Origin of the sequence: Flavonifractor sp. AGMB03687 (assembly GCF_017811815.1) — a bacterium.
Classification (GTDB): domain Bacteria; phylum Bacillota; class Clostridia; order Oscillospirales; family Oscillospiraceae; genus Flavonifractor.
In genome coordinates, this window is the sequence record NZ_JADKZI010000001.1 from 569,215 (window position 1) to 588,488 (window position 19,274).

The window sequence follows — 19,274 nt, forward strand, 5'->3', positions numbered from 1 at the left end:
ACCATGGCAAGGATCAATGAAAATTTCAACAAGCTGCCCGGCAGCTACCTGTTTTCCGAGATTGCCCGGCGGGTGGCCGCTTACACTGCCGAAAACCCGGATCGGAGCCTGATCCGGCTGGGCATCGGCGACGTGACCCGGCCCCTGCCCGCCGCCGTCACCGCCGCCATGCACAAGGCGGTGGATGAGATGGCTACCGCCCAGGGCTTCCACGGCTACGGCCCGGAGCAGGGCTACGACTTCCTGCGGGAGGCCATTGCCCAGTACGACTACAAGGCCCGCGGCGTGGATATCAAACCTGACGAGATCTTCGTGTCCGACGGCGCCAAGAGCGACTGCGGCAACATCGGCGATATCTTCGGCATCGACAACGTGGTGGCGGTGTGCGACCCGGTGTACCCCGTCTATGTGGACACCAACGCCATGGCGGGCCGGGCCGGGGAGTATGATGCCGATACCGGCCGGTGGACCAACCTGGTCTACATGCCCTGCGTGGCGGAGAACGGCTTCTCCCCCGCCATCCCGGCGGAGAAGGTGGATCTGATCTATCTCTGCTTCCCCAACAACCCCACCGGCGCGGTGGCTACCCGGGAGCAGCTGAAGGCCTGGGTGGATCACGCCAACGCCACCGGCGCCGTCATCCTCTTTGACAGCGCCTATGAGGCCTTTATCACCGATCCCGCCATTCCCCACTCCATCTTTGAGATCGAAGGCGCCCGCACCTGCGCCATCGAGTTCCGCTCCTTCTCCAAGACTGCTGGCTTTACCGGCACCCGCTGCGCCTATACCGTGATTCCCAAGGAACTGGAGCGCAACGGCACCGCCCTCAACGGCCTGTGGAACCGCCGCCAGTGCACCAAGTTTAACGGGGTGCCCTACGTAGTCCAGCGGGGCGCTGAGGCTGTGTACAGCCCCGAGGGCCGTGCTCAGGTGAAGGAGACCATCGACTACTACCTGAACAACGCCAAGGTTATCCGGGAGGGTCTGGCTGCTGCCGGCCTCACCGTGTCCGGCGGTGAGAACTCCCCCTACATCTGGGCCCGTACCCCCAACGGCATGGGCTCCTGGGACTTCTTCGACAAGCTGCTGCGGGAGGCCAACGTGGTCACCACCCCCGGCGCCGGCTTCGGCCCCAGCGGCGAGGGCTACATCCGCCTGACCGCCTTCGGTGAGGCTGAGGCCACCCGACAGGCGGTGGAGCGCATCGTGGCTATTCTCTGAGCAGAGCTGCCGACTTGAGGGATGCAGCATGCGCAGTGAGACGGAAATGATGGAATTGATTCTGGAGGGTGCCCGGCAGGATCAGCGGGTGCTGGCGGCCTATCTGAAAGGCTCCAGAACCAATCCCAATGTCCCCAAGGACCCCTATCGGGACTTTGATGTGATGTATGTGGTGACCGAGACAGAGTCCTTCCGGCGGGATACCCGCTGGCTAGATCGGTTTGGCACCATCCTGCTCAAGCAGGAGCAGGGCGACGAACTGGGATTTGGGGAGCGCTTTGGCCTGCGGGATTGCTTCGACCAGCTGTACTCCTGGCTGCTGATATTTGGCGACGGAAACCGGATCGACATCGGTGTGGAGACGGTGGAGCATATGGAGCGGGGCGCTACCCGGAACAAGCTGTTCCTGCCGCTGCTGGACAAGGTGGGATGCCTGCCTAAGCTGCCTCCGCCCAGCGACGAGGACTTTCATGTCAAAGTTCCTGCGGAGAAACGCTACCTGGGATGCTGCAACGGTTTTTTCTGGAGCCTGTGCGATGTGATCAAAGGCTGTATGCGGGAAGAACTGCCCTATGCCATGTCGGTATATCACACCCAGGCCCGCCCCATGGTGGAGCAGATGCTGGAGTGGTATGTGGGCTGTGAGACCGGCTTTTCCCTGTCCTGCGGCAAGGAGCACCGCTTTTTTCAGCAATATCTGCCGGAGGAACTGTACGAGGCCTTCACTCACACCTATGCCGCCGGTAGCTTTCAGGTGCTTGAGGACAGCATCCACAGTGCCCGGCAGCTCTTCCGCAAGACGGCCTTGCTGGTGGCCGAGCGGCTGTCCTTTTCCTATCCGGACGGGGTGGAGGAGGGCTTTCTGCGGTACCAGCAGTTGATGGCTGACATCGCTGAAACGGAAAAGAAATGAAAAAATCCCCCTGAGAGTCATAAGGCTCTCAGGGGGAATCTTTTTCATTCAGGCCAGCTTCAGATGGGAGCGCTTCAGAGCGCTGCGGATGAGCATGCACAGCAGGGGAGCGGCCACCAGCGCAATCACGGAGTTGAAGATGGAAGCGGGAATCTTGGCGTACAGGGTCAGCAGGGCGGCTGCGGGGGTCAGGCCCTCCACCAGCAGGCCGTTGTAGAAGTAGCTCTTGGCGAAGTAGAGGATGTAGTAGATGACGCAGCCCAGCACCGCGCCGGACAGGCAGCGGGGATAGGTGGGCTCCTCCCGGTGGGAGGCCTTCCACATGATCAGACCGGCGCCCAGACCCATGGCACCCTTGGTCAGGAAGGTGAGCCAGCACTCAGAGACAAACAGGGGATTGGTCAGGTCGTACATGGCGGAGCCAAGGCCGGAGGCCAGTCCGCCGATGGGACCCAGCAGCAGGCCGGACAGGCAGCACATAATGTTGGCCAACGTAAAGGAGGTGTTGCCGCCGATGGCGATGGGCATGGTGATACGCAGATAGTTGCTGGCAAACACCAGAGCGGTCATCATGGCCAGAACCGCAAGTTTCAGCGTAGAATTGGAACGGGATTGCATGGAGAACACTTCCTTCATCTATCTTTCTTTAACCTGATTATAGCGCCGAACTGACCTTTATTCAAACGTCAGATATAAAAAATATAATAAGGTCAGATTGGAGCAAAAAGCAGCCGCAGCGGAGTGCTGCGGCTGCCGGAACAGATGGCTTAGTAGCGGCCGAAATCGCCGGAGCGGCCCTCGGTAACGTCGGAGCCGAACTCGTAGTCCTTGCCGGGCAGGATAGCGTTGAGCGCGATACCGGCAATGGCGGCGATGGCCAGGTTGGTGAGGGTCACGTGGGCCTCGCCGATGGAGAAGGTGATGCCGCCGGAGAAGCCCAGGCCGCACACCAGAATGACGGCGGCAATGATCAGGTTGCGGGAGTTGGTGAAGTCCACCCGGTTTTCCACCACGTTACGCACGCCGATGGCGGAGATCATGCCGTAGAGGATGAAGGACACGCCGCCGATGATGGCGGTGGGGATGGAGTTGACGATGGCGGCGAAAGCGGGGGAGAAGGAGAGCACCACCGCGTAAATGGCGGCCAGGCGGACCACCTTGGGGTCATACACACGGGAGAGCACCAGCACGCCGGTATTCTCGCCGTAGGTGGTGTTGGCGGGGCCGCCGAACAGGCCGGCCAGGGAGGTAGCGATACCGTCGCCGATGAGGGTGCGGTGGAGGCCGGGGCTCTCCAGGAAGTTCTCACCCACGGTGGCGGAGATGGCGGACATATCGCCGATGTGCTCCATCATGGCGGCGATGGCGATGGGGGCCATGACCAGGATAGAGGTTAGATCAAACTTGGCGATAGAACCGGTGAAATCGGTAAAGAAGGGCTGCAGACCCACAGGGGCGGAGGCGGCCACGCCGGAGAAGTCGATCAGAGGTGCCACATTACCGGCGGCGTCCACGACCGTGGCGCCCATGGCGTTGGCAATGACAGCGATGATATAGGAGCCTACCACGCCCAGCAGGATGGGGATGATCTTGATCATGCCCTTGCCCCAGATGTTGGCCACGATGATGATGGCCATGGCCACGATGGCCAGCCACCAGCAGGAGGAGGCGTTGGACACGGCGGAGGGGGCCAGGTTTAAGCCGATCAGGATGATGATGGGGCCGGTGACCACGGGGGGCAGGAAGCGCATGACCTTCTTCACGCCAACCAGCTTGATGATGGCGGCTAGCACCACATAGAGCAGACCGGCCACCACGATGCCGCCGCAGGCATACTGCAGCTTGACGGCGGGGTCCATACCGGCGTATTTACCGGCATCCAGGGCGGCTACCGCGGAGAAACCACCCAGGTAGGCAAAGGAGGAACCCAGGAAAGCGGGCACCTTCAGGCGGGTGCAGACGTGGAAGAACAGGGTGCCGATACCGGCGAAAAACAGGGTGGTCTGGATGGACAGGGGCAGGCCGTAGCCCTGTACCAGGATGGGGACCAGCACGGTGGCGCCGAACATGGCGAACATGTGCTGCAGGCCCAGGATGAGCATCTTGGGCAGACCCAGGGTGCGTGCATCCCGGATGGGCTCGCTGCCGGGGGTGCGGTTGTCGTTCATGGAACATTCCTCTCTTTCTATGCGGGCAGAAAAAAAGCAACTGCTTTTTCAAAGAAAAAACAATTGCATCCTTGCCACGGCGTTTGTCTGCTGCAATACCTTCCCTTTCAAAGCAAACGCCTCCTGTCCGCATTTTAAAGTCATAATATTATATCAAAACGACGTTATATATGCAAGGAGGACCGTTGCTATTTTGCGCATTTGGGTATAATTCTAAAGATGGAAGCGGGAGGTTGGAAAACAAAGGATGATCTGTACATTGACAGATGGCCGAAACTTTACTATAGTAAATAGCAAAAGATAAGAAGGTGAACCCATGAAACGACCCTTTGTGACACTGGACCAGCTCCGGAGTATGACGGAGCAGTACCCTACGCCCTTCCACCTGTACGACGAAAAGGGCATCCGGGAGAACGCCCGGCGGCTGAAGCAGGCTTTTGCCTGGAACCCAGGCTTTAAGGAATATTTTGCAGTCAAAGCCACCCCCAACCCCGCCATTTTGAAGATCCTGCGGGAGGAGGGCTGCGGTGCCGACTGTTCCTCTCTCACCGAGCTGATGATGTCTGACCGCAGCGGCTTTACGGGTCCCGAGATCATGTTCTCCTCCAACGATACCCCGGCGGAGGATTTCAAGCTGGCCGCCCAGCTGGGGGCCACCATCAATCTGGACGACTTCACCCACATTGATTTTCTCAAGGAGACCATCGGGTATATTCCTGAGACTATCTCCTGCCGCTTCAATCCCGGCGGAACCTTCACCATCGGTGAATCCACCGAGGGCTTTCAGGTGATGGATACCCCCGGCGATTCCAAGTACGGCTTCACCCGGGAGCAGCTCTTTGCGGGCTTCAAGAAGCTGAAGGCCATGGGTGCCAAGCGGTTCGGCATCCACGCTTTCCTGGCCTCCAACACCCTGTCCAACGAGTACTATCCAACCCTGGCCGGCATCCTGTTCCAGCTGGCGGTGGAACTGGAGCAGGAGACGGGCTGCGATATCTGCTTCATCAATCTGTCCGGCGGCGTGGGCATCCCCTACAAGCCCGACCAGCCCGCCAATGATATCGCCGCCATCGGCGAGGGGGTGCGGCAGCAGTTTGAGAAAATTCTGGTGCCCGCCGGTATGGGAGATGTGGCCATCTACACCGAGCTGGGCCGCTTCATGCTGGGCCCCAACGGCTGTCTGGTCACCAAGGTGCTCCACTTCAAGCACACCTATAAGGAGTACGTGGGAGTGGACGCCTGTGCCGCCAATCTGATGCGCCCGGCCATGTACGGCGCCTACCACCACATCACCGTCATGGGCAAGGAGGACGCCCCCTGCGACCACAAGTACGACGTCACAGGCGGTCTGTGCGAGAACAACGACAAGTTTGCCGTGGACCGGATGCTGCCGGAGGTGGAGATCGGCGATCTGCTGGTAATCCACGACAGCGGCGCGCACGGCTTCTCCATGGGCTACAACTATAACGGCAAGCTGCGCTCCGCCGAGGTGCTCCTGCAGGAGGACGGCTCCACCCGCCTGATCCGCCGGGCTGAGACTCCGGAGGATTATTTCGCCACCCTCATCTTTGACTAAAACAAAACCGGGCCGGGAAATTCCCGGCCCGGTAAAAAAAGACCTGCTGCAAATGCAGCAGGTCTTTTTCATCCGATTGGAAAGCGGAATTACTTCAGCTCCACCTTGGCGCCGACCTCTTCCAGCTTCTTCTTCAGCTCCTCGGCCTCGTCCTTAGAGACACCCTCCTTGATAGCCTTGGGGGCAGCCTCGACAGCAGCCTTGGCCTCAGCCAGGCCCAGGCCGGTAATCTCACGGACAGCCTTGATGACCTTGATCTTCTCGGCGCCGACCTCAGCCAGCACCACGTCGAACTCGGTCTTCTCCTCAGCAGCGGGAGCAGCAGCGCCGCCAGCGGCGGGAGCAGCCATAGCAGCGGCAGAAACGCCGAACTCCTCCTCCAGAGCGTGAACGAGCTCGGAGAGCTCCAGAACGGTCAGACCCTTAACCTCTTCAATGAGGGCAGTGATTTTCTCAGAAGCCATGATAGGTAACCTCCTAAATAAATTATAATTGATACAGAATGGTGCGGGGGATTATTCGGCGGCAGCCTCGGCGGGCTCGACGGAGCCGCCCTTCTGCTCGCAGATGGCCTTGATGACGATGGCCAGGCTGGTGATGGGAGCCAGCATGGTGCCCAGGACCTGAGCCTGCAGGACCTCCTTGGAGGGCAGCTCGGCCAGAGCCATGATCTCGTCCATGGACAGGACCTTGCCGTCCATAAAGCCGGCCTTGATGGTGAACTTAGCACCGTTGAACTGCTTGGCGAACTTGTTGATCACACGCATGGGAGCGATAGGATCGCCGTTGGACAGGGCCAGAGAAGTGGTGCCGTTGAGCACGTCATCCATCTCGTTCAGACCCACGTTGTTGATGGCGAAACGCACCAGGGTGTTCTTCACCACGGCGTAGTCCAGCTCGTTCTTGCGGCACTCGGCGCGCAGAGCGGTGTCCTCGGCCACAGTGATGCCCTTATAGTCCACGAGCACGCCGCTGGCGGCGTTCTGCAGCTTCTCGGTCAGCTCAGCCACGATGGCCTGCTTCTCACTGAGAACCTTTGCGTTAGGCATTTGGATTCACCTCCGTTGAATTTGAGTTCAACTTTTCCGATGCAGTCACGCAACAAAAAAGCTGTTTTCGCATTCAAAGCAGCGAAAACAGCACAAAGAAGTTCATTCCGTTGTGGCTGCATTCTCGGCAGGACTTACGGCTTGCGCCGCCTGCTGTCTTTGAACACGACTGATAGTATACAATAGAACCTGTAGAATGTCAAGCGTTTTTTTGAAAAATGATCACTTTTTTGTGAACATCCTGGGGAAAAGGGTGAGAAAAACGGGGAGCAGGAAAACCTGCTCCCCATTTTACCTCTTGTCACGCTGCGGCGGCTACGCGACGCGCGGCTTCCCTCCGTCTCGGGCTGGTCTTGGGCCGCATAACGGCCCTGCGCTCGCCCTCGCTCCGGTCCATCCGCGCTGCTCCACACGCCTTCGCGCTTCTTGTTACATCAGCTTAGCGCCGTTGATCTTCACGCCGGGGCCCATGGTGGAAGCACACACGCAGGAGCGAATGTACTGACCCTTGGCAGCGGAGGGCTTAGCCTTAACGATGGCGCCCATCAGAGCGTTGAAGTTCTCGGTCAGCTTCTCAGCGCCGAAGGAAACCTTACCGATGGGGCAGTGGATGATGTTGGTCTTGTCCAGACGGTACTCAACCTTACCGGCCTTGATCTCGGTAACAGCCTTGGCCACGTCGGGGGTGACGGTGCCGGCCTTGGGGGAGGGCATCAGGCCCTTGGGGCCCAGGACCTTACCCAGACGGCCCACAACGCCCATCATGTCGGGAGAAGCAACGACCACGTCGTAGTCGAACCAGTTCTCCTTCTGGATCTTCTCAACCATGTCCATCTCGCCCACGAAGTCGGCGCCGGCAGCCTTAGCAGCCTCAGCCTTGTCGCCCTTGGCGAAGACCAGCACGCGCTGGGTCTTGCCGGTGCCGTGGGGGAGAACGATGGCGCCGCGGACCTGCTGGTCGGCGTGACGGGAGTCAACGCCCAGCTTCACGTGCAGCTCAACGGTCTCATCAAACTTGGCGGGAGCAGTCTTAACGACCAGCTCCATAGCCTCAGCGGTATCGTACAGGGCGCCCTTGTCGATGAGCTTGGCGCTCTCCTGATATTTCTTGCCTCTAAACATTGCTCTATTCCCTCCTTCGGCTTAGTCGCCCACCACGATGCCCATGGAGCGGGCAGTGCCGGCGATCATGCTCATGGCGGCCTCGATGCTGGCGGCGTTCAGGTCGGGCATCTTGGTCTCGGCGATCTTGCGGACATCGTCCTTGCTGATGGTGGCAACCTTGGTCTTGTTGGGCACACCGGAGCCGGACTCGATGTTGCAGGCCTTCTTGATCAGAACGGCGGCGGGGGGAGTCTTGGTGATGAAGCTGAAGGAACGGTCGGCGTAAACGGTGATCACCACGGGGATGATCAGGCCCACGTCGTTCTTAGTGCGCTCGTTGAACTCCTTGGTGAAGGCGGCAATGTTGATGCCGTGCTGACCAAGGGCAGGACCGACGGGGGGCGCGGGAGTCGCCTTGCCGGCGGGAATCTGAAGTTTCACATAACCAGTAATTTTCTGTGCCATTTGAAACAGCACCTCCTACATAAATGTGGTTGGAAGCGGAACTGCTGTGCAGTCCCTCCCACGTGCGGGGGAAAGGGGCCGTGCCCGGGATTACTCAACCGGCTCGATTTCGTCCAGTTCAAGCTCCACGGGGGTTTCACGGCCGAACATGGAGACCACTACGCGGACCTTGCTGTGGTCCAGGTCGATCTCCTCGACGGTGCCCAGGAAGGATTCCAGGGCGCCATTGATGATCTTGACATTGTCGCCCACCTGATAGTTCACCACAACCTCGCGCTTTTCCACGCCCAGGGCAGCGATCTCTTCGTCGGTGAGGGGGATGGCCTTGTTGCCGGAGCCCACAAACCCGGTGACGCCGCGCACGTTGCGCACCAGATGCCAGGTCTCATCGGTCAGGACCATCTTAACCAGCACATAGCCGGGGAATACCTTACGCTCTACGGTTTTGGGGCCGTTGTCCGTGATCTCGGTAACGGTCTCCAGAGGGATGCTGACCTCAAAGATGAGGTCCCGCAGGCCGCGGTTCTCCACTGCCTTTTCAATGCTGGCGGCCACAGTGTTTTCATAGCCGGAATAGGTATGCACCACATACCATTTCGCGTTCTCAGCCATCTTCTACACCTTAACCCTTGCCAAACAGATCCAACAGGGCACGAATCACGGAGCCGGCGAGGGCGTCGAACACCCAGATGCAGATCCCAACGACGATACAGCAGAGAATGACGATCACGGTGTTGTTGATGGTCTGTTTCTTGGTGGGCCACTGAACCTTCTTCAGCTCGCTCTTGAGTTCCTTGAACCACTTGCCGATCCGAGCGAAGATGCCGGGCTTCTTGTCCGCCTTGACGTCCTTCTTCTTGTCAGACTTCGCGGGCTTGGCCTGCTCGAGCTTCTCGTTTTCAGACATTCCGTTTAACCCTTCTTTCTTCTGAGCCATCTTGCAGCACTCATTACTTGGTCTCGTTGTGGACCGTGTGCTTTCTGCAGAAGGGGCAGTACTTCTTCAATTCCAGACGGTCGGGAGTGTTCTTCTTGTTCTTGTTGGTGTTATAGTTCCGCTGCTTGCACTCGGAGCAGCGCAGGGTGATCTTCACCCGGTTGCCGGCCTTCGCCATGTTCGGCACCTCCTTCATTGTTTGACCGCATAACAGCAAAAATGCCGGATGCGGCCGCAAGCCGAATCCAGCACGTACCGGCAGCAAAATACCGCCGGATGGAACGTCACGGTGCGGATTCGGCACATTTGCCTCCCTATGTCTCACGCGGAGGGAAGGGTTTCATGCGTCATCACACCGTAAAAATGCGCACAAAAAAAGAGCCCTTTTTCATAGGTAAGTGAACTATACCACAGCCTGAGACAGAAGTCAAGCAGTTTCCACTTGTTTTTTCTCCAATCCTTTTGTATAGTGTAGAAAGCAGAAAAAGGAGTGGTGATCTTGCGTATTATGGCCATTGACTACGGCGACGCCCGCACCGGCGTTGCCATTTCCGATCCCACCGGCCTGCTGGCCGGTTACACCACCGTCATCCACAGCCGCAAGGCGGACGTGGTGGCGGAGGAGCTGGCCCGGCTGGTGAAGGACCATCAGGTGGACGAGCTGGTGATGGGCTTTCCCCGCAATATGGACGGCACCGAGGGCCCCCGGGCGGAGCTGTACAAGGCCTTTGCCGCCCAGGTGGAGGAAGTCTGCGGGTTAAAGCCAGTGCTGTGGGATGAGCGGCGCACCACCGTGGAGGCCCACAACATCCTCCACGCCTCGGGCAAGAAGATGAAGAATCACAGAAAGACCGTGGATGCCGTGGCGGCGACTCTGATTCTGGAGGGCTACCTCACCTTCAAGCGGGCCAGAGGCTAAGAACTACCTACCCTTTGCGGAACAGCTCCCGCAGACCCACTATTAAAAGAAAGCCCCCAAAGCACCGCCGCAGCAGGCCGGTGTCCAGCCCGGTGGCGGCCCAGGCGGCCAGGGCGGCGCAGGCCAGTCCGGCGAGTATGGCGGGGAGCAGCACGGATTTTTCCACATAGCCATGCTTGATGTGGGCGGGCAGGGCAGCGGCGGCAGAGGGCAGAAAGTAGAGCAGGTTGATGCCCTGGGCCTGCGGTTGGGCCATTCCGGCTATGGCGGTCAGATAGATGAGCAGCAGGGTGCCTCCGCCCACCCCGAAGCCGGACAGGATGCCGGTGGCGGCCCCGGCCAGTACAGCCAGCAGCCAGCCCATCAGAAGAACAGGGCCTTCACCCCGCCGTAGAGCAGCAGCAGGGCAAAGAGCCGGCGAAGCCACACCATATTTATATGCTGAAAGAGCTTGCCGCCCAAAAGTCCGCCAATCAGTCCCCCCACTAGGTAGGGGAGGGCGGCGGAAAAGTCCACGCCGCCCCGGAAGAGGTAGATGGCGGCGGACAGAATACACAGGGGCAGGATGATGGCCACCGAGCTGGCAAAGGCCTTCCGCTGGCCCAGTCCGCACCACCCGGCCAGCAGGGGGACCAGCACCATGCCACCGCCCCCGCCGAAAAAGCCGTTGACCAGTCCCGCCGCCGCTCCCGCCAGAGCGGGGCGGAGCCAGCTCCCTTGCGTTCTCTCCAAAAAGCATCCCTCCGTTGACGGTAGTATGTCAGCGGAGGGATGTTTTTATACCATTATACGGTTTTCAGACCGGCCAGGGTGAGCACCACATCACCGGCCATCATCAGGCCTGCCACCGGCGGTACCCAGGCCACGCTGCCGGGAACGGAGCGGCGGCCGGGAGGCGGGGCCTCGTGCTGAATGGCGGCCTTGGGCTCCTCCGGGGACCACAGCACCCGGTGGTGGGCAATGCCCCGGGCACGCAGCTCCTTGCGGACCACCCGGGCCAGCGGACAGCCCTCGGTTTTGGAGATGTCCCCGATTCGGAACAGGGAGGGGTCCAGCTTATTTCCCGTCCCAAGGGCGGAGAGAATGGGGATGTTTCGGGTAATGGCGGTCTCGATCAGATCCAGTTTGCAGGAGACCAGGTCGATGCAATCCACAATATAGTCATAGGATGTGGAAAAGAAGGACTCCCGGTTGGCGGCCTCGTACTTCTCCACCCGCACCGTGGTGCGGCACTGGGGATTGATATCGGCGATGCGGTCCGCCATGGCCTGGGCCTTGGGGACGCCCAGGGTGGAGAGGGTGGCCTCCACCTGGCGGTTCAGGTTGGTGAGCCCTACCTCGTCGTGGTCGATAAGGGTGAGGGCCCCCACCCCGGAGCGGGCCAGGGCCTCGGCGCACCAGCTGCCCACGCCGCCCAGACCGAAGACCGCAACGTGGGCAGCGGCCAGCTTTTCCATGGCTTCATCGCCCAGCAGCATTTCCGTGCGTAAAAATTTCTCGTCCATAATGCCTCCTGGAGAAAAAAGGCGGATGGCGTCTGGCGCCATCCGCCTTTCGTTGTTCGGTTAGCCCACGTAGGACAGACCGGAGCCCTGGGTGACTTCCAGATCGGCAGTCAGGCCCTCGATCCACTCGTTGGTGCGGTTGCTCTTCAGGGTGCTGGTGGTCTCCACCTTCCAGGCCAGCTCGTCCTTGCCCTGGAAGTAGATCACGTGCCAACCCTGCTGACCGGACTGAGTGTTCTCCACCAGACCGGTGTCGCCGGGCTGACGGCTCTCGTCAAAGATCCAGTCGTTGAAGGCGTCAAACATGGTGCCGGGCAGAACCTGCTCGTACAGGCCGCCGTTGGTGTTGGAGCCGGTGTCGGCGGAATTGGCGCTGGCCAGCTCACCGAAGGACTCGGCGGTCTTGTCGCCAGCCTCCCACTGGGCCAGCAGCTCCTCAGCCTTGGCCTTGGCGGCGTCCAGAGAAGCCTGGGAGGGAACGGTGGACTCGTCCACGTCGGAAGTGGTCACGTCGTCCTCCTGATCCAGCTCAGCGGTGATCAGAATGTGGCGGATGTCCACGGAAGCGGTCTCGTCCAGGTAGCGATCCTGGAAGACCACCACATAGTAGCCGTTGGAGGCCTCGATGACAGTCACATCACCGCTCTTGCGGGTGCTGTCCTTCAGCCAGTCGCCGTAGGTGCTGGACAGGCTGGAACCCTTGGTGGTGTTCAGGGTGCCGTAAGTGCTCTGGTCATCGGTGTCCACATAGCCGGCCACCTGAGCTAGGAAGGCGCTGCCCTTGTTGTCGGCAGCATTGAGGGCGGCGGCGAACTCGTCAGCCTTCTCCTTGGCAGCGGCCATAGCGGCCTCGGTCTCCTCGTCGGTGGGCTCCACGGTGTTGCCCTCGGCGTCGGTGGTGGACTCGGCGGTGCCGTCGATCAGAGCGTAGTAGTACTCATAGGTGTCCAGAGAATCCTTATTTTCGGTGTAATAGGTGTTCAGATCCTCATCGGTGATGTTCAGGTTGTCGGAGTAGTGCTGCTCATACTCCTGGATCAGCTGGGCCCGCTCCAGGCAGGTGCGGTAGGCGCTCTTGGTCATGTTCTTGCCGTAGACAGCACGCAGATAGCCGTCCAGGTTGCTGAAATTGGTCTGGGAAGCGACGCTGTTCATCTGCTCGTCCACAGCGGCCTTGCCCTCGTCGCTGAGGGTATAGCCCTCCTCGGCAGCGGCATTCTCCAGGGCGGCAGCCGTCTTCAGCTGAGTGGTAGCCTGCTCCAGGAAGTAGTCATGGTAGGTCTGGGTCTGAGCCTCGTCACGGTACTGCTCAGCGGGGTCCACACTGGAGTCAAAGCTGGACATACCGTACATGCTCATGGCATATTCCTGATTGAGGGCGGCACGGTAGTAGTATTCCACATCGGATACGTTATACTCGCGTCCGGCAATGGTCAGGGCGGTCTGAGAACGCTGGAAGATACCGGAGTCCCACACCAGGAGAACCACCACCAGGATGGCGACGATCACGCCGATGGCGGCATAGAGTACCGTCTTCTGCTTGGCGGCCTTCTGCTCTTTCAGCTCGGCACGCTCTTTCTGCGTCAAGGGCCGCTCGGTATCGCCCCGGCGCTGCTTCTTTTCTCTGGATGCGCTCATTTGTTGCTTCAGTCCTCTCGTCAATGTTCCTGCCACGGGCAGGGATGGCTGTACATCCACATCTGTATAGACAAGCCTGTATTATACAGGAAATTTGACAGGCTTTCAAGCCTAAAAAGCGGTTTTACACTTTGTTCAGAATTTTAAGGCATAAGAAAACCCCACGAAACAAATGTTTCGTGGGGGCCCCGCGCTGGCCGTGCGGATCCATTTAAAACCTGCACGAAGTGGCAGGTGGGTTGCCTCCATGATGTTTCGTTGCTTCCAACTTCCAGCCGTCCCTCAAAGGGGCGCCGGGAGGCCTGCAGTCCGCATCATGAGGGGGGCATCCCGTTTAAGAAATGTGGGTTTAAATAAAACCCGTCACGCACCGCGCAGGAATCCGGGTTCAGGAGTGCTCCTCGTCCTCGTCGGCGAAAAGTGCCTCCATAAACTGCTGATACACCAGCTCCAGCTCCTCGTCGCTGTCCAGGGTAGAGAGCTGTTCCTCGCCGTCCACCTGGACGACTTTCAGAATGATCAGGCCGTTTTCCTCATCGTCCAGATCCACTTCTTCTACCGTGTCGCCCTGCTCCTCCCCCTGAATGGCGGGGAAGAAAGCCATATAGGTCTGGCCGTTGTAATCAAGGGTATCTACATGCTCCAGCTCAAACTCATTGCCGTCCTCATCGGTGACGGTGATGAAATCAGGGCCAAATTCTTCGCTCATATCGGGCACCATACCTTCCTTTTGTTCGTCTCTATTGTAGCCTGTAGCGGGCCAAAATGCAAGAGCAGGATGGGGCAAATTTTCGGAAAGTTCCAAAAGGTTCCTGAAAAGGAAGGAAAGAGGGTGGACAACAGGGGAGAACGTGATATAATAACATCGGTTCTCTGTCAACAATATTTCGCGAAAAAAGGAACAAAAGGCTCGTTTCACCCGATACGGAGGTGTCATTTTTGCCGTCAAGATCCAATGAAAATCATCCGCAGCCCCGGCGCAGCCGGAGCCGCAAGCAGTCCTCCCCGGCCGCCCATGCGCTGGGGATTGTGGGCAAGGTACTGGGTACCCTCCTGCTGGTCATGCTGATCACGGGAGTCATCCTGGCCTGCTTTGCCATGGTGTATATCAAAACGGTGATCCTGCCCCAGGCCCATCTGGACGCCAACTTTGATATGAACCTGACCAGCACCATCTATTATATGGACCCCGACACCGGGGAATACGTGGAACATCTTGCCCTCCACGGCTCGGAGAACCGGAAGAAGGTCACCTACGACCAGATTCCCGAAAATCTGGTCAACGCCACCATCGCCATTGAGGACGAGCGCTTCCTCAAGCACAACGGCGTGGACTGGAAGCGTACCCTCAACGGTGTGCTGCTGATGTTTACCGGAAAGGACATCCAGGGCGGTTCCACCATCACCCAGCAGCTCATTAAAAACGCCACCCAGTATGACGACGTCACCGTCAAGCGTAAGATCCTGGAGATCTTTACCGCACTTGACTTTGACGCTACCTACTCCAAGGACCAGATCATGGAGTGGTACCTGAATCTCATCTATCTGGGCGACAACTGCTACGGTGTGGCCACTGCCGCCGAGAACTACTTCGGCAAGGACGTGTCTGAGCTGAGCCTGGCCGAGTGTGCCAGCCTCATCAGCATCACCAACAACCCCACCCTGTACGGCCCCAACTCCACCGTGCGCATCACCAACGAGGAGACCGGTGAGGTCACCACCGGCCGTGAGCGCAACAAGCAGCGCCAGGAGCTGGTGCTGTGGAAGATGCTGGACCTGGGGATGATCACCCAGGAGGAGTACGACCAGGCTGTGGCGGAGGAGCTGGTCTTCACCCGCAGCGAGGATGAGAGCAAGCCCTCCACCATCTACAGCTGGTACGACGAGCAGGTCATCACCGACGTCATCAACGACCTGGTGACCGAGTGCGGCTACTCCGAGACCCTGGCCGAGAACATGGTGTACTCCGGCGGCCTGAAGATCTATGCCTGCGTGGATACCCGCATCCAGTCCATTGTGGAGTCGGTGTATTACGACCAGAGCAATCTCCAGCTGACCTCCAAGAAGGGCCAGGATATCCAGTCCTCCATCGTCATCGTCGACCCCCAGGGCAATGTGGTTGGCCTGGCGGGCGCGCTGGGCGAAAAGACGGCCAACCGTGTGCTCAACATGGCCAGCGGTACGGTGCGTCAGCCCGGTTCTTCCATCAAGCCCCTGTCGGTGTACGCGCCGGCCATGGAGCTGGGACTCATTACCCCTGCTTCGGTCTATGCCGATGAGCCGGTACGGGTGCTCAACGGAAAGAACTGGCCTCTGAACAATCCCCAGACCTACCGGGGCAACATCACGGTGAACACCGCTGTGGAGGTGTCCTCCAACCCTGTGGCCGTGCGTGTCCTGGAGCAGATGGGTGCCGAGACCTCCTTTGACTTTGTGGAGGAGAAGTTCCACATCGACCTGGAGGAGTCCTACCTCAGCAACGGCGAGGTCAAGAACGACTACGGTTCCAGCCAGCTGGCCCTGGGCGGTCTGACCCACGGCGTCAGCGTTATGGACATGGCCGCCACCTACTCGGTCTTCCCCCGGGACGGCGTGTATATCGAGCCCCGCACCTACACCAAGGTCACCCAGGAGGTGGACGGGGTGGAGACGGTGCTGCTGGACAACACCGAGATTGAGGGCGAAGTGGTCCTCTCCACCAAGACCACCTATTATATGAATCAGATGCTTAAGAACGTGGTGAGCAACGGTACCGGTACCGCCGCCCGTATCTCCGGCATGACGGTAGCCGGTAAGACCGGTTCTACTTCCGCCAACAACGACCGTTGGTTCGTGGGCTATACTCCCTACTACACCGCGGCCGTCTGGGTGGGCTATAAGAGCCCCGAGCGCATCTACGCCAGCAACAACCCTGCCGCCGTTATGTGGCAGAAGGTCATGAGCCAGGTCCACCAGGGCCTGTCCAATAAGGGCTTCAGCGACGCCAGCGGCCTGACCAGCGTGGATATCTGTATGGACAGCGGCCTGCGGGCCAGCGAGGCCTGCTACAGCGATCCCAGAGGGGACCGCGTGGTGCAGATGTACCTCTTCTCCGACGACGTGCCGGCGGAGAAGTGCAGCGCCCACGTGCTGGTGGATGTGTGTACCGATTCGCCCATCCTGGATGCCAACGGCAACCCCATTGCGGGTCTGTATCACCTGGCCGGTGAGTACTGTCCCAGAGAGGGTGACGAAACTACGGTAAAGTCCATCGGCGTGCTGACCACCGACAGTGCCGACACCCAGTACACCAAGGCCTATCTGGAGTCTCAGGGTACCTGTACGGTCCACACCACCGAGACGCCCCAGCAGCCTGAGCCGTACGATCCCTCCACCTTCCGGCTGGAGGATCAGTCCACCTGGCCGACTCAGGAGCAGTGGCCCGGCTTCAACCCGGAGGATCCGTCCACCTATCCCACGGTGCCCCCGGAGACGTTGCCCACGCCTGACCCCAATGAGACCAGCGAGCCGGGCGGAACCCCCTCTCCCACCCCAGCGCCAACGGAGAGCAGTACCCCCTAGTGGGAAACCATCAAAAACCGCAGACAAGCGGGCGCCTCAGGGCGCCCGCTTGTTTCTGTTTGGGGCATAAAGATTTCAAAAGAGAAATATCAGAAAAACGTAAGGAGAGCCAGAAGGGACGAAAACGAGTGCCTCAGACAGGTGTTTTGCGGGGGAAAAGCAGCTGCTCAACCACAAAACTGGTCGGCGGAAGAGGCGAAAACCGGTCGAAGGATGCAAAAACAGGATGAGCGCGGAGAGAGGGCGGCGGAGGCTGTCCGAAATTGCGATGAGAGGCCGGTTTCACCACTGGACGGAAGCGGAAAAATCTGATACACTGAAGCCAAATCACAGCAGGAGGGACGATTATGCTGATCCAACAGGTCGTTGCATTTTTACTTGCAGGGGCTTTGATGACGAGCGGCACGGCGGGAACCGATCTCAAGGACGTGCCGCAGGATAACTGGGCATATCCCTATGTTTCCTATATCGTGGAGCATGATGTCATGTATACCACTAAGACAGGCAATTTCCTGGGCGAGGTCCAGATCAACCGGGGCGATTTTATCATCAGCCTGTGGCGGGCTGCGGGCAGCCCTGCCGGCGGTTCCGTTACGTTTTCCGACGTAACGACGGAAGATGCCTGTTATGAGGCCCTGGCCTGGGCCACACAGCAGGGGATCTGTCAGGATATGGCCGGCGATCAATTCTCTCCCGCCGCCTATCTGACGCGGGAAGAGGCGTGTGCGTTCCTGTGGCGGGCGCTGCCTGCTTTCGGCGTGGAGCAGCGGGAGGGGCAGTCCGGCGGACTGGCTGACTTTTCGGATGTGGATCAGGTAAGCAGCTGGGCCCTGGATGCCGTGGGCGATCTGTATGCACGCGGTATCATCAGCGGTACCAGCGACGGTCAGCTCTCCCCCACGGGACCGGTGACCCGCAGCGAGACGGCCGCCATGCTCTACAAGACGCTGGACCTGGCGGGGAAGATCGAGGGCGGCGAGAGCCCCTCGGTGCCCACCGGCACCGTGCCGCAGGACGAGTGGTCCTGGTTTGACGATGCGGTCTTCGTGGGCGACTCGGTTTCCCTGAAGCTCACCGGCTATGTGACCAAGACCCGGCAGAGTGACCCGGATTACCTGGGCAAGGCTCAATTCCTCACCGCTGGCAGCCTGGGCAGCGGCAATGCCCTGTGGGAAGTCAGCGACAAGTCGGTCCATCCTCTCTACCAGGGTACCAAGATGCGGCTGGAGGACTCCGTTCAGGCCTGCGGCGCCAAGAAGATGTATATCCTGCTGGGCATGAACGATGTGGGCCTGTACGGGGTGGATGATTCCGCCAAGAATATGGAGACCCTGCTGGCCCTGATCAAGGAGAAGAACCCCGACCTGCAGATCTTTGTCCAGTCGGCCACTCCCATCCACAAGGGCAACGAGAAAAAGGTGCTCAACAACGCCAACCTGCGCCTGTACAATGAGAAGCTGCAGGAGATGTGCCAGCGCAACGGTTACTACTACGTGGACATCGCCTCGGTGCTGACCGACAGTGAGGGCTATCTGCCCGACGCCTACTGCAGCGACGCCTCCGGCATGGGCATGCACTTCACCGACGAGGCCTGCCGCATCTGGGTGGACTATCTGAAGCAGGACGCGGCTACCCGCCAGGCGGGCTGAGCCCCACAAAAGATAACGCGCGGCTGGTGCCGCGAAGAAAGGTGATAAAAATGAAAAAGGTAGTGCGCAGCGTGATGCTGCTGTCTCTGGCCGCACTGATGATGCTGGGCGCCGCCGCCTGCGGCGGCAAGCAGGCGGCTGCCGACCTGGACGTCAAGGCGGTCATGGCGGATATGCTGGCCAAGTATCCCATTGAGAACGGCATGGAGCTGGGCGAGAGCGACATGCTCAACTTCTACGGCATCCCGGCGGAGGATATGGAGGCCTTTGCCGCCGACCTGGCTGCCGACGGCATCACCGCCAATGAGATCGTGCTGGTGAAGGCTAAGGACGAGGACAGCGCCAAGGAAGTGGAGACCAAGCTCCAGAACCGCCTGGACGCCCGGCGCAATGAGCTCAACGGCTATCTGCCCGATCAGTACGAGATCGTGGAGAAGAGCGAGGTCAAGCGGGACGGCGTGTATGTGCGCCTCATCATCTCCCCGGAGCAGGAGGCCCTGGTGGAGATGTACAATGGCTACCTCAACGGCTGATTAGAAAACAAAAGAGGGCTCCGCTGCATATGCAGC

At 59.6% G+C, this 19,274-nt stretch carries 21 protein-coding genes and 1 other RNA gene; 7 read left to right on the forward strand and 15 right to left on the reverse strand.

What is annotated here, in order from left to right; all coding sequences use genetic code 11:
- The first annotated feature begins 3 nt into the window (after positions 1-3).
- Positions 4-1,221 (forward strand): LL-diaminopimelate aminotransferase, encoded by a 1,218-nt coding sequence (locus J9789_RS02710; RefSeq protein ID WP_209342039.1) that lies wholly within the window; start codon positions 4-6, stop codon positions 1,219-1,221.
- 28 nt (positions 1,222-1,249) lie between these two features.
- A complete protein-coding gene (locus tag J9789_RS02715) occupies positions 1,250-2,134 on the forward strand; it encodes an aminoglycoside 6-adenylyltransferase (RefSeq protein ID WP_209342041.1) in 885 nt (294 codons plus the stop codon).
- Positions 2,135-2,182: 48 nt separating this feature from the next.
- Here the strand turns inward: J9789_RS02715 and J9789_RS02720 are convergent, their stop codons facing one another.
- Together J9789_RS02720 and J9789_RS02725 are read right to left on the reverse strand one after the other, a co-directional pair.
- On the reverse strand, positions 2,183-2,752 hold the full coding sequence (locus J9789_RS02720) for an ECF transporter S component (RefSeq protein ID WP_209342042.1): 570 nt from the start codon (positions 2,750-2,752) through the stop codon (positions 2,183-2,185).
- 149 nt (positions 2,753-2,901) lie between these two features.
- Positions 2,902-4,302: a uracil-xanthine permease family protein gene (locus tag J9789_RS02725; protein WP_209342043.1), complete on the reverse strand. Its 1,401-nt coding sequence runs from the start codon at positions 4,300-4,302 to the stop codon at positions 2,902-2,904.
- Positions 4,303-4,618: 316 nt separating this feature from the next.
- Between J9789_RS02725 and J9789_RS02730 the strand changes: the two genes are divergently transcribed.
- Positions 4,619-5,878: a diaminopimelate decarboxylase gene (locus tag J9789_RS02730; RefSeq protein ID WP_209342045.1), complete on the forward strand. Its 1,260-nt coding sequence runs from the start codon at positions 4,619-4,621 to the stop codon at positions 5,876-5,878.
- An 89-nt stretch (positions 5,879-5,967) separates the two neighbouring features.
- Here J9789_RS02730 and rplL read toward each other — a convergent pair whose 3' ends face one another.
- The 7 genes from rplL to rpmG form a co-directional block, all read right to left on the reverse strand.
- Complete coding sequence (rplL, locus tag J9789_RS02735) at positions 5,968-6,342, reverse strand: 50S ribosomal protein L7/L12 (protein ID WP_065534595.1); 375 nt, start codon at positions 6,340-6,342, stop codon at positions 5,968-5,970.
- 51 nt (positions 6,343-6,393) lie between these two features.
- On the reverse strand, positions 6,394-6,927 hold the full coding sequence (gene rplJ, locus J9789_RS02740) for a 50S ribosomal protein L10 (RefSeq protein WP_209342047.1): 534 nt from the start codon (positions 6,925-6,927) through the stop codon (positions 6,394-6,396).
- A 429-nt stretch (positions 6,928-7,356) separates the two neighbouring features.
- On the reverse strand, positions 7,357-8,049 hold the full coding sequence (gene rplA / locus J9789_RS02745) for a 50S ribosomal protein L1 (protein ID WP_209342048.1): 693 nt from the start codon (positions 8,047-8,049) through the stop codon (positions 7,357-7,359).
- A 21-nt stretch (positions 8,050-8,070) separates the two neighbouring features.
- Complete coding sequence (rplK, locus tag J9789_RS02750; RefSeq protein WP_209342050.1) at positions 8,071-8,496, reverse strand: 50S ribosomal protein L11; 426 nt, start codon at positions 8,494-8,496, stop codon at positions 8,071-8,073.
- Between the two features lie 90 nt (positions 8,497-8,586).
- Positions 8,587-9,108, reverse strand: coding sequence for a transcription termination/antitermination protein NusG (gene nusG / locus J9789_RS02755; RefSeq protein WP_087338083.1), 522 nt, complete (start codon positions 9,106-9,108; stop codon positions 8,587-8,589).
- A gap of 10 nt (positions 9,109-9,118) precedes the next feature.
- Positions 9,119-9,433 (reverse strand): preprotein translocase subunit SecE, encoded by a 315-nt coding sequence (gene secE, locus J9789_RS02760; RefSeq protein ID WP_245184997.1) that lies wholly within the window; start codon positions 9,431-9,433, stop codon positions 9,119-9,121.
- 13 nt (positions 9,434-9,446) lie between these two features.
- The gene (rpmG, locus tag J9789_RS02765) at positions 9,447-9,611 is read right to left on the reverse strand and encodes a 50S ribosomal protein L33 (protein WP_087188137.1); all 165 of its coding nucleotides are present in this window, start codon (positions 9,609-9,611) and stop codon (positions 9,447-9,449) included.
- Positions 9,612-9,932: 321 nt separating this feature from the next.
- Between rpmG and ruvX the strand changes: the two genes are divergently transcribed.
- Positions 9,933-10,352: a Holliday junction resolvase RuvX gene (ruvX, locus tag J9789_RS02770; protein WP_209342057.1), complete on the forward strand. Its 420-nt coding sequence runs from the start codon at positions 9,933-9,935 to the stop codon at positions 10,350-10,352.
- Positions 10,353-10,359: 7 nt separating this feature from the next.
- On the opposite strand, the gene J9789_RS02775 is transcribed toward ruvX, so the two are convergent.
- From J9789_RS02775 to J9789_RS02800, 6 genes are all read right to left on the reverse strand, one after another.
- Positions 10,360-10,716 (reverse strand): TSUP family transporter, encoded by a 357-nt coding sequence (locus tag J9789_RS02775; protein ID WP_245184998.1) that lies wholly within the window; start codon positions 10,714-10,716, stop codon positions 10,360-10,362.
- Positions 10,716-11,084 carry a TSUP family transporter gene (locus J9789_RS02780; protein WP_209342059.1) on the reverse strand — a complete coding sequence of 123 codons (369 nt, stop codon included), beginning with the start codon at positions 11,082-11,084 and terminating at the stop codon, positions 10,716-10,718. The genes J9789_RS02775 and J9789_RS02780 overlap by 1 nt, the downstream gene beginning before the upstream one ends.
- A 53-nt stretch (positions 11,085-11,137) precedes the next feature.
- A complete protein-coding gene (locus J9789_RS02785) occupies positions 11,138-11,857 on the reverse strand; it encodes a tRNA threonylcarbamoyladenosine dehydratase (RefSeq protein WP_209342061.1) in 720 nt (239 codons plus the stop codon).
- A gap of 60 nt (positions 11,858-11,917) precedes the next feature.
- The gene (locus J9789_RS02790) at positions 11,918-13,495 is read right to left on the reverse strand and encodes a peptidylprolyl isomerase (RefSeq protein ID WP_209342064.1); all 1,578 of its coding nucleotides are present in this window, start codon (positions 13,493-13,495) and stop codon (positions 11,918-11,920) included.
- A 181-nt stretch (positions 13,496-13,676) separates the two neighbouring features.
- A non-coding RNA gene (gene ssrS, locus J9789_RS02795) (6S RNA) lies at positions 13,677-13,879 on the reverse strand.
- A gap of 4 nt (positions 13,880-13,883) precedes the next feature.
- A complete protein-coding gene (locus J9789_RS02800) occupies positions 13,884-14,204 on the reverse strand; it encodes a DUF1292 domain-containing protein (protein WP_245184999.1) in 321 nt (106 codons plus the stop codon).
- A gap of 230 nt (positions 14,205-14,434) precedes the next feature.
- Here J9789_RS02800 and J9789_RS02805 point away from each other — a divergent pair, with 230 nt between their 5' ends.
- The 3 genes from J9789_RS02805 to J9789_RS02815 all read left to right on the forward strand — a co-directional run bounded on the left by J9789_RS02805 (position 14,435) and on the right by J9789_RS02815 (position 19,238).
- Entirely contained in the window at positions 14,435-17,056 is a 2,622-nt protein-coding gene (locus J9789_RS02805) for a transglycosylase domain-containing protein (protein WP_209342067.1), read from the forward strand.
- 347 nt (positions 17,057-17,403) lie between these two features.
- Positions 17,404-18,705: an S-layer homology domain-containing protein gene (locus J9789_RS02810; RefSeq protein WP_209342068.1), complete on the forward strand. Its 1,302-nt coding sequence runs from the start codon at positions 17,404-17,406 to the stop codon at positions 18,703-18,705.
- Positions 18,706-18,755: 50 nt separating this feature from the next.
- Positions 18,756-19,238, forward strand: coding sequence for a DUF4358 domain-containing protein (locus tag J9789_RS02815; RefSeq protein ID WP_209342069.1), 483 nt, complete (start codon positions 18,756-18,758; stop codon positions 19,236-19,238).
- Positions 19,239-19,274 lie beyond the last annotated feature (36 nt).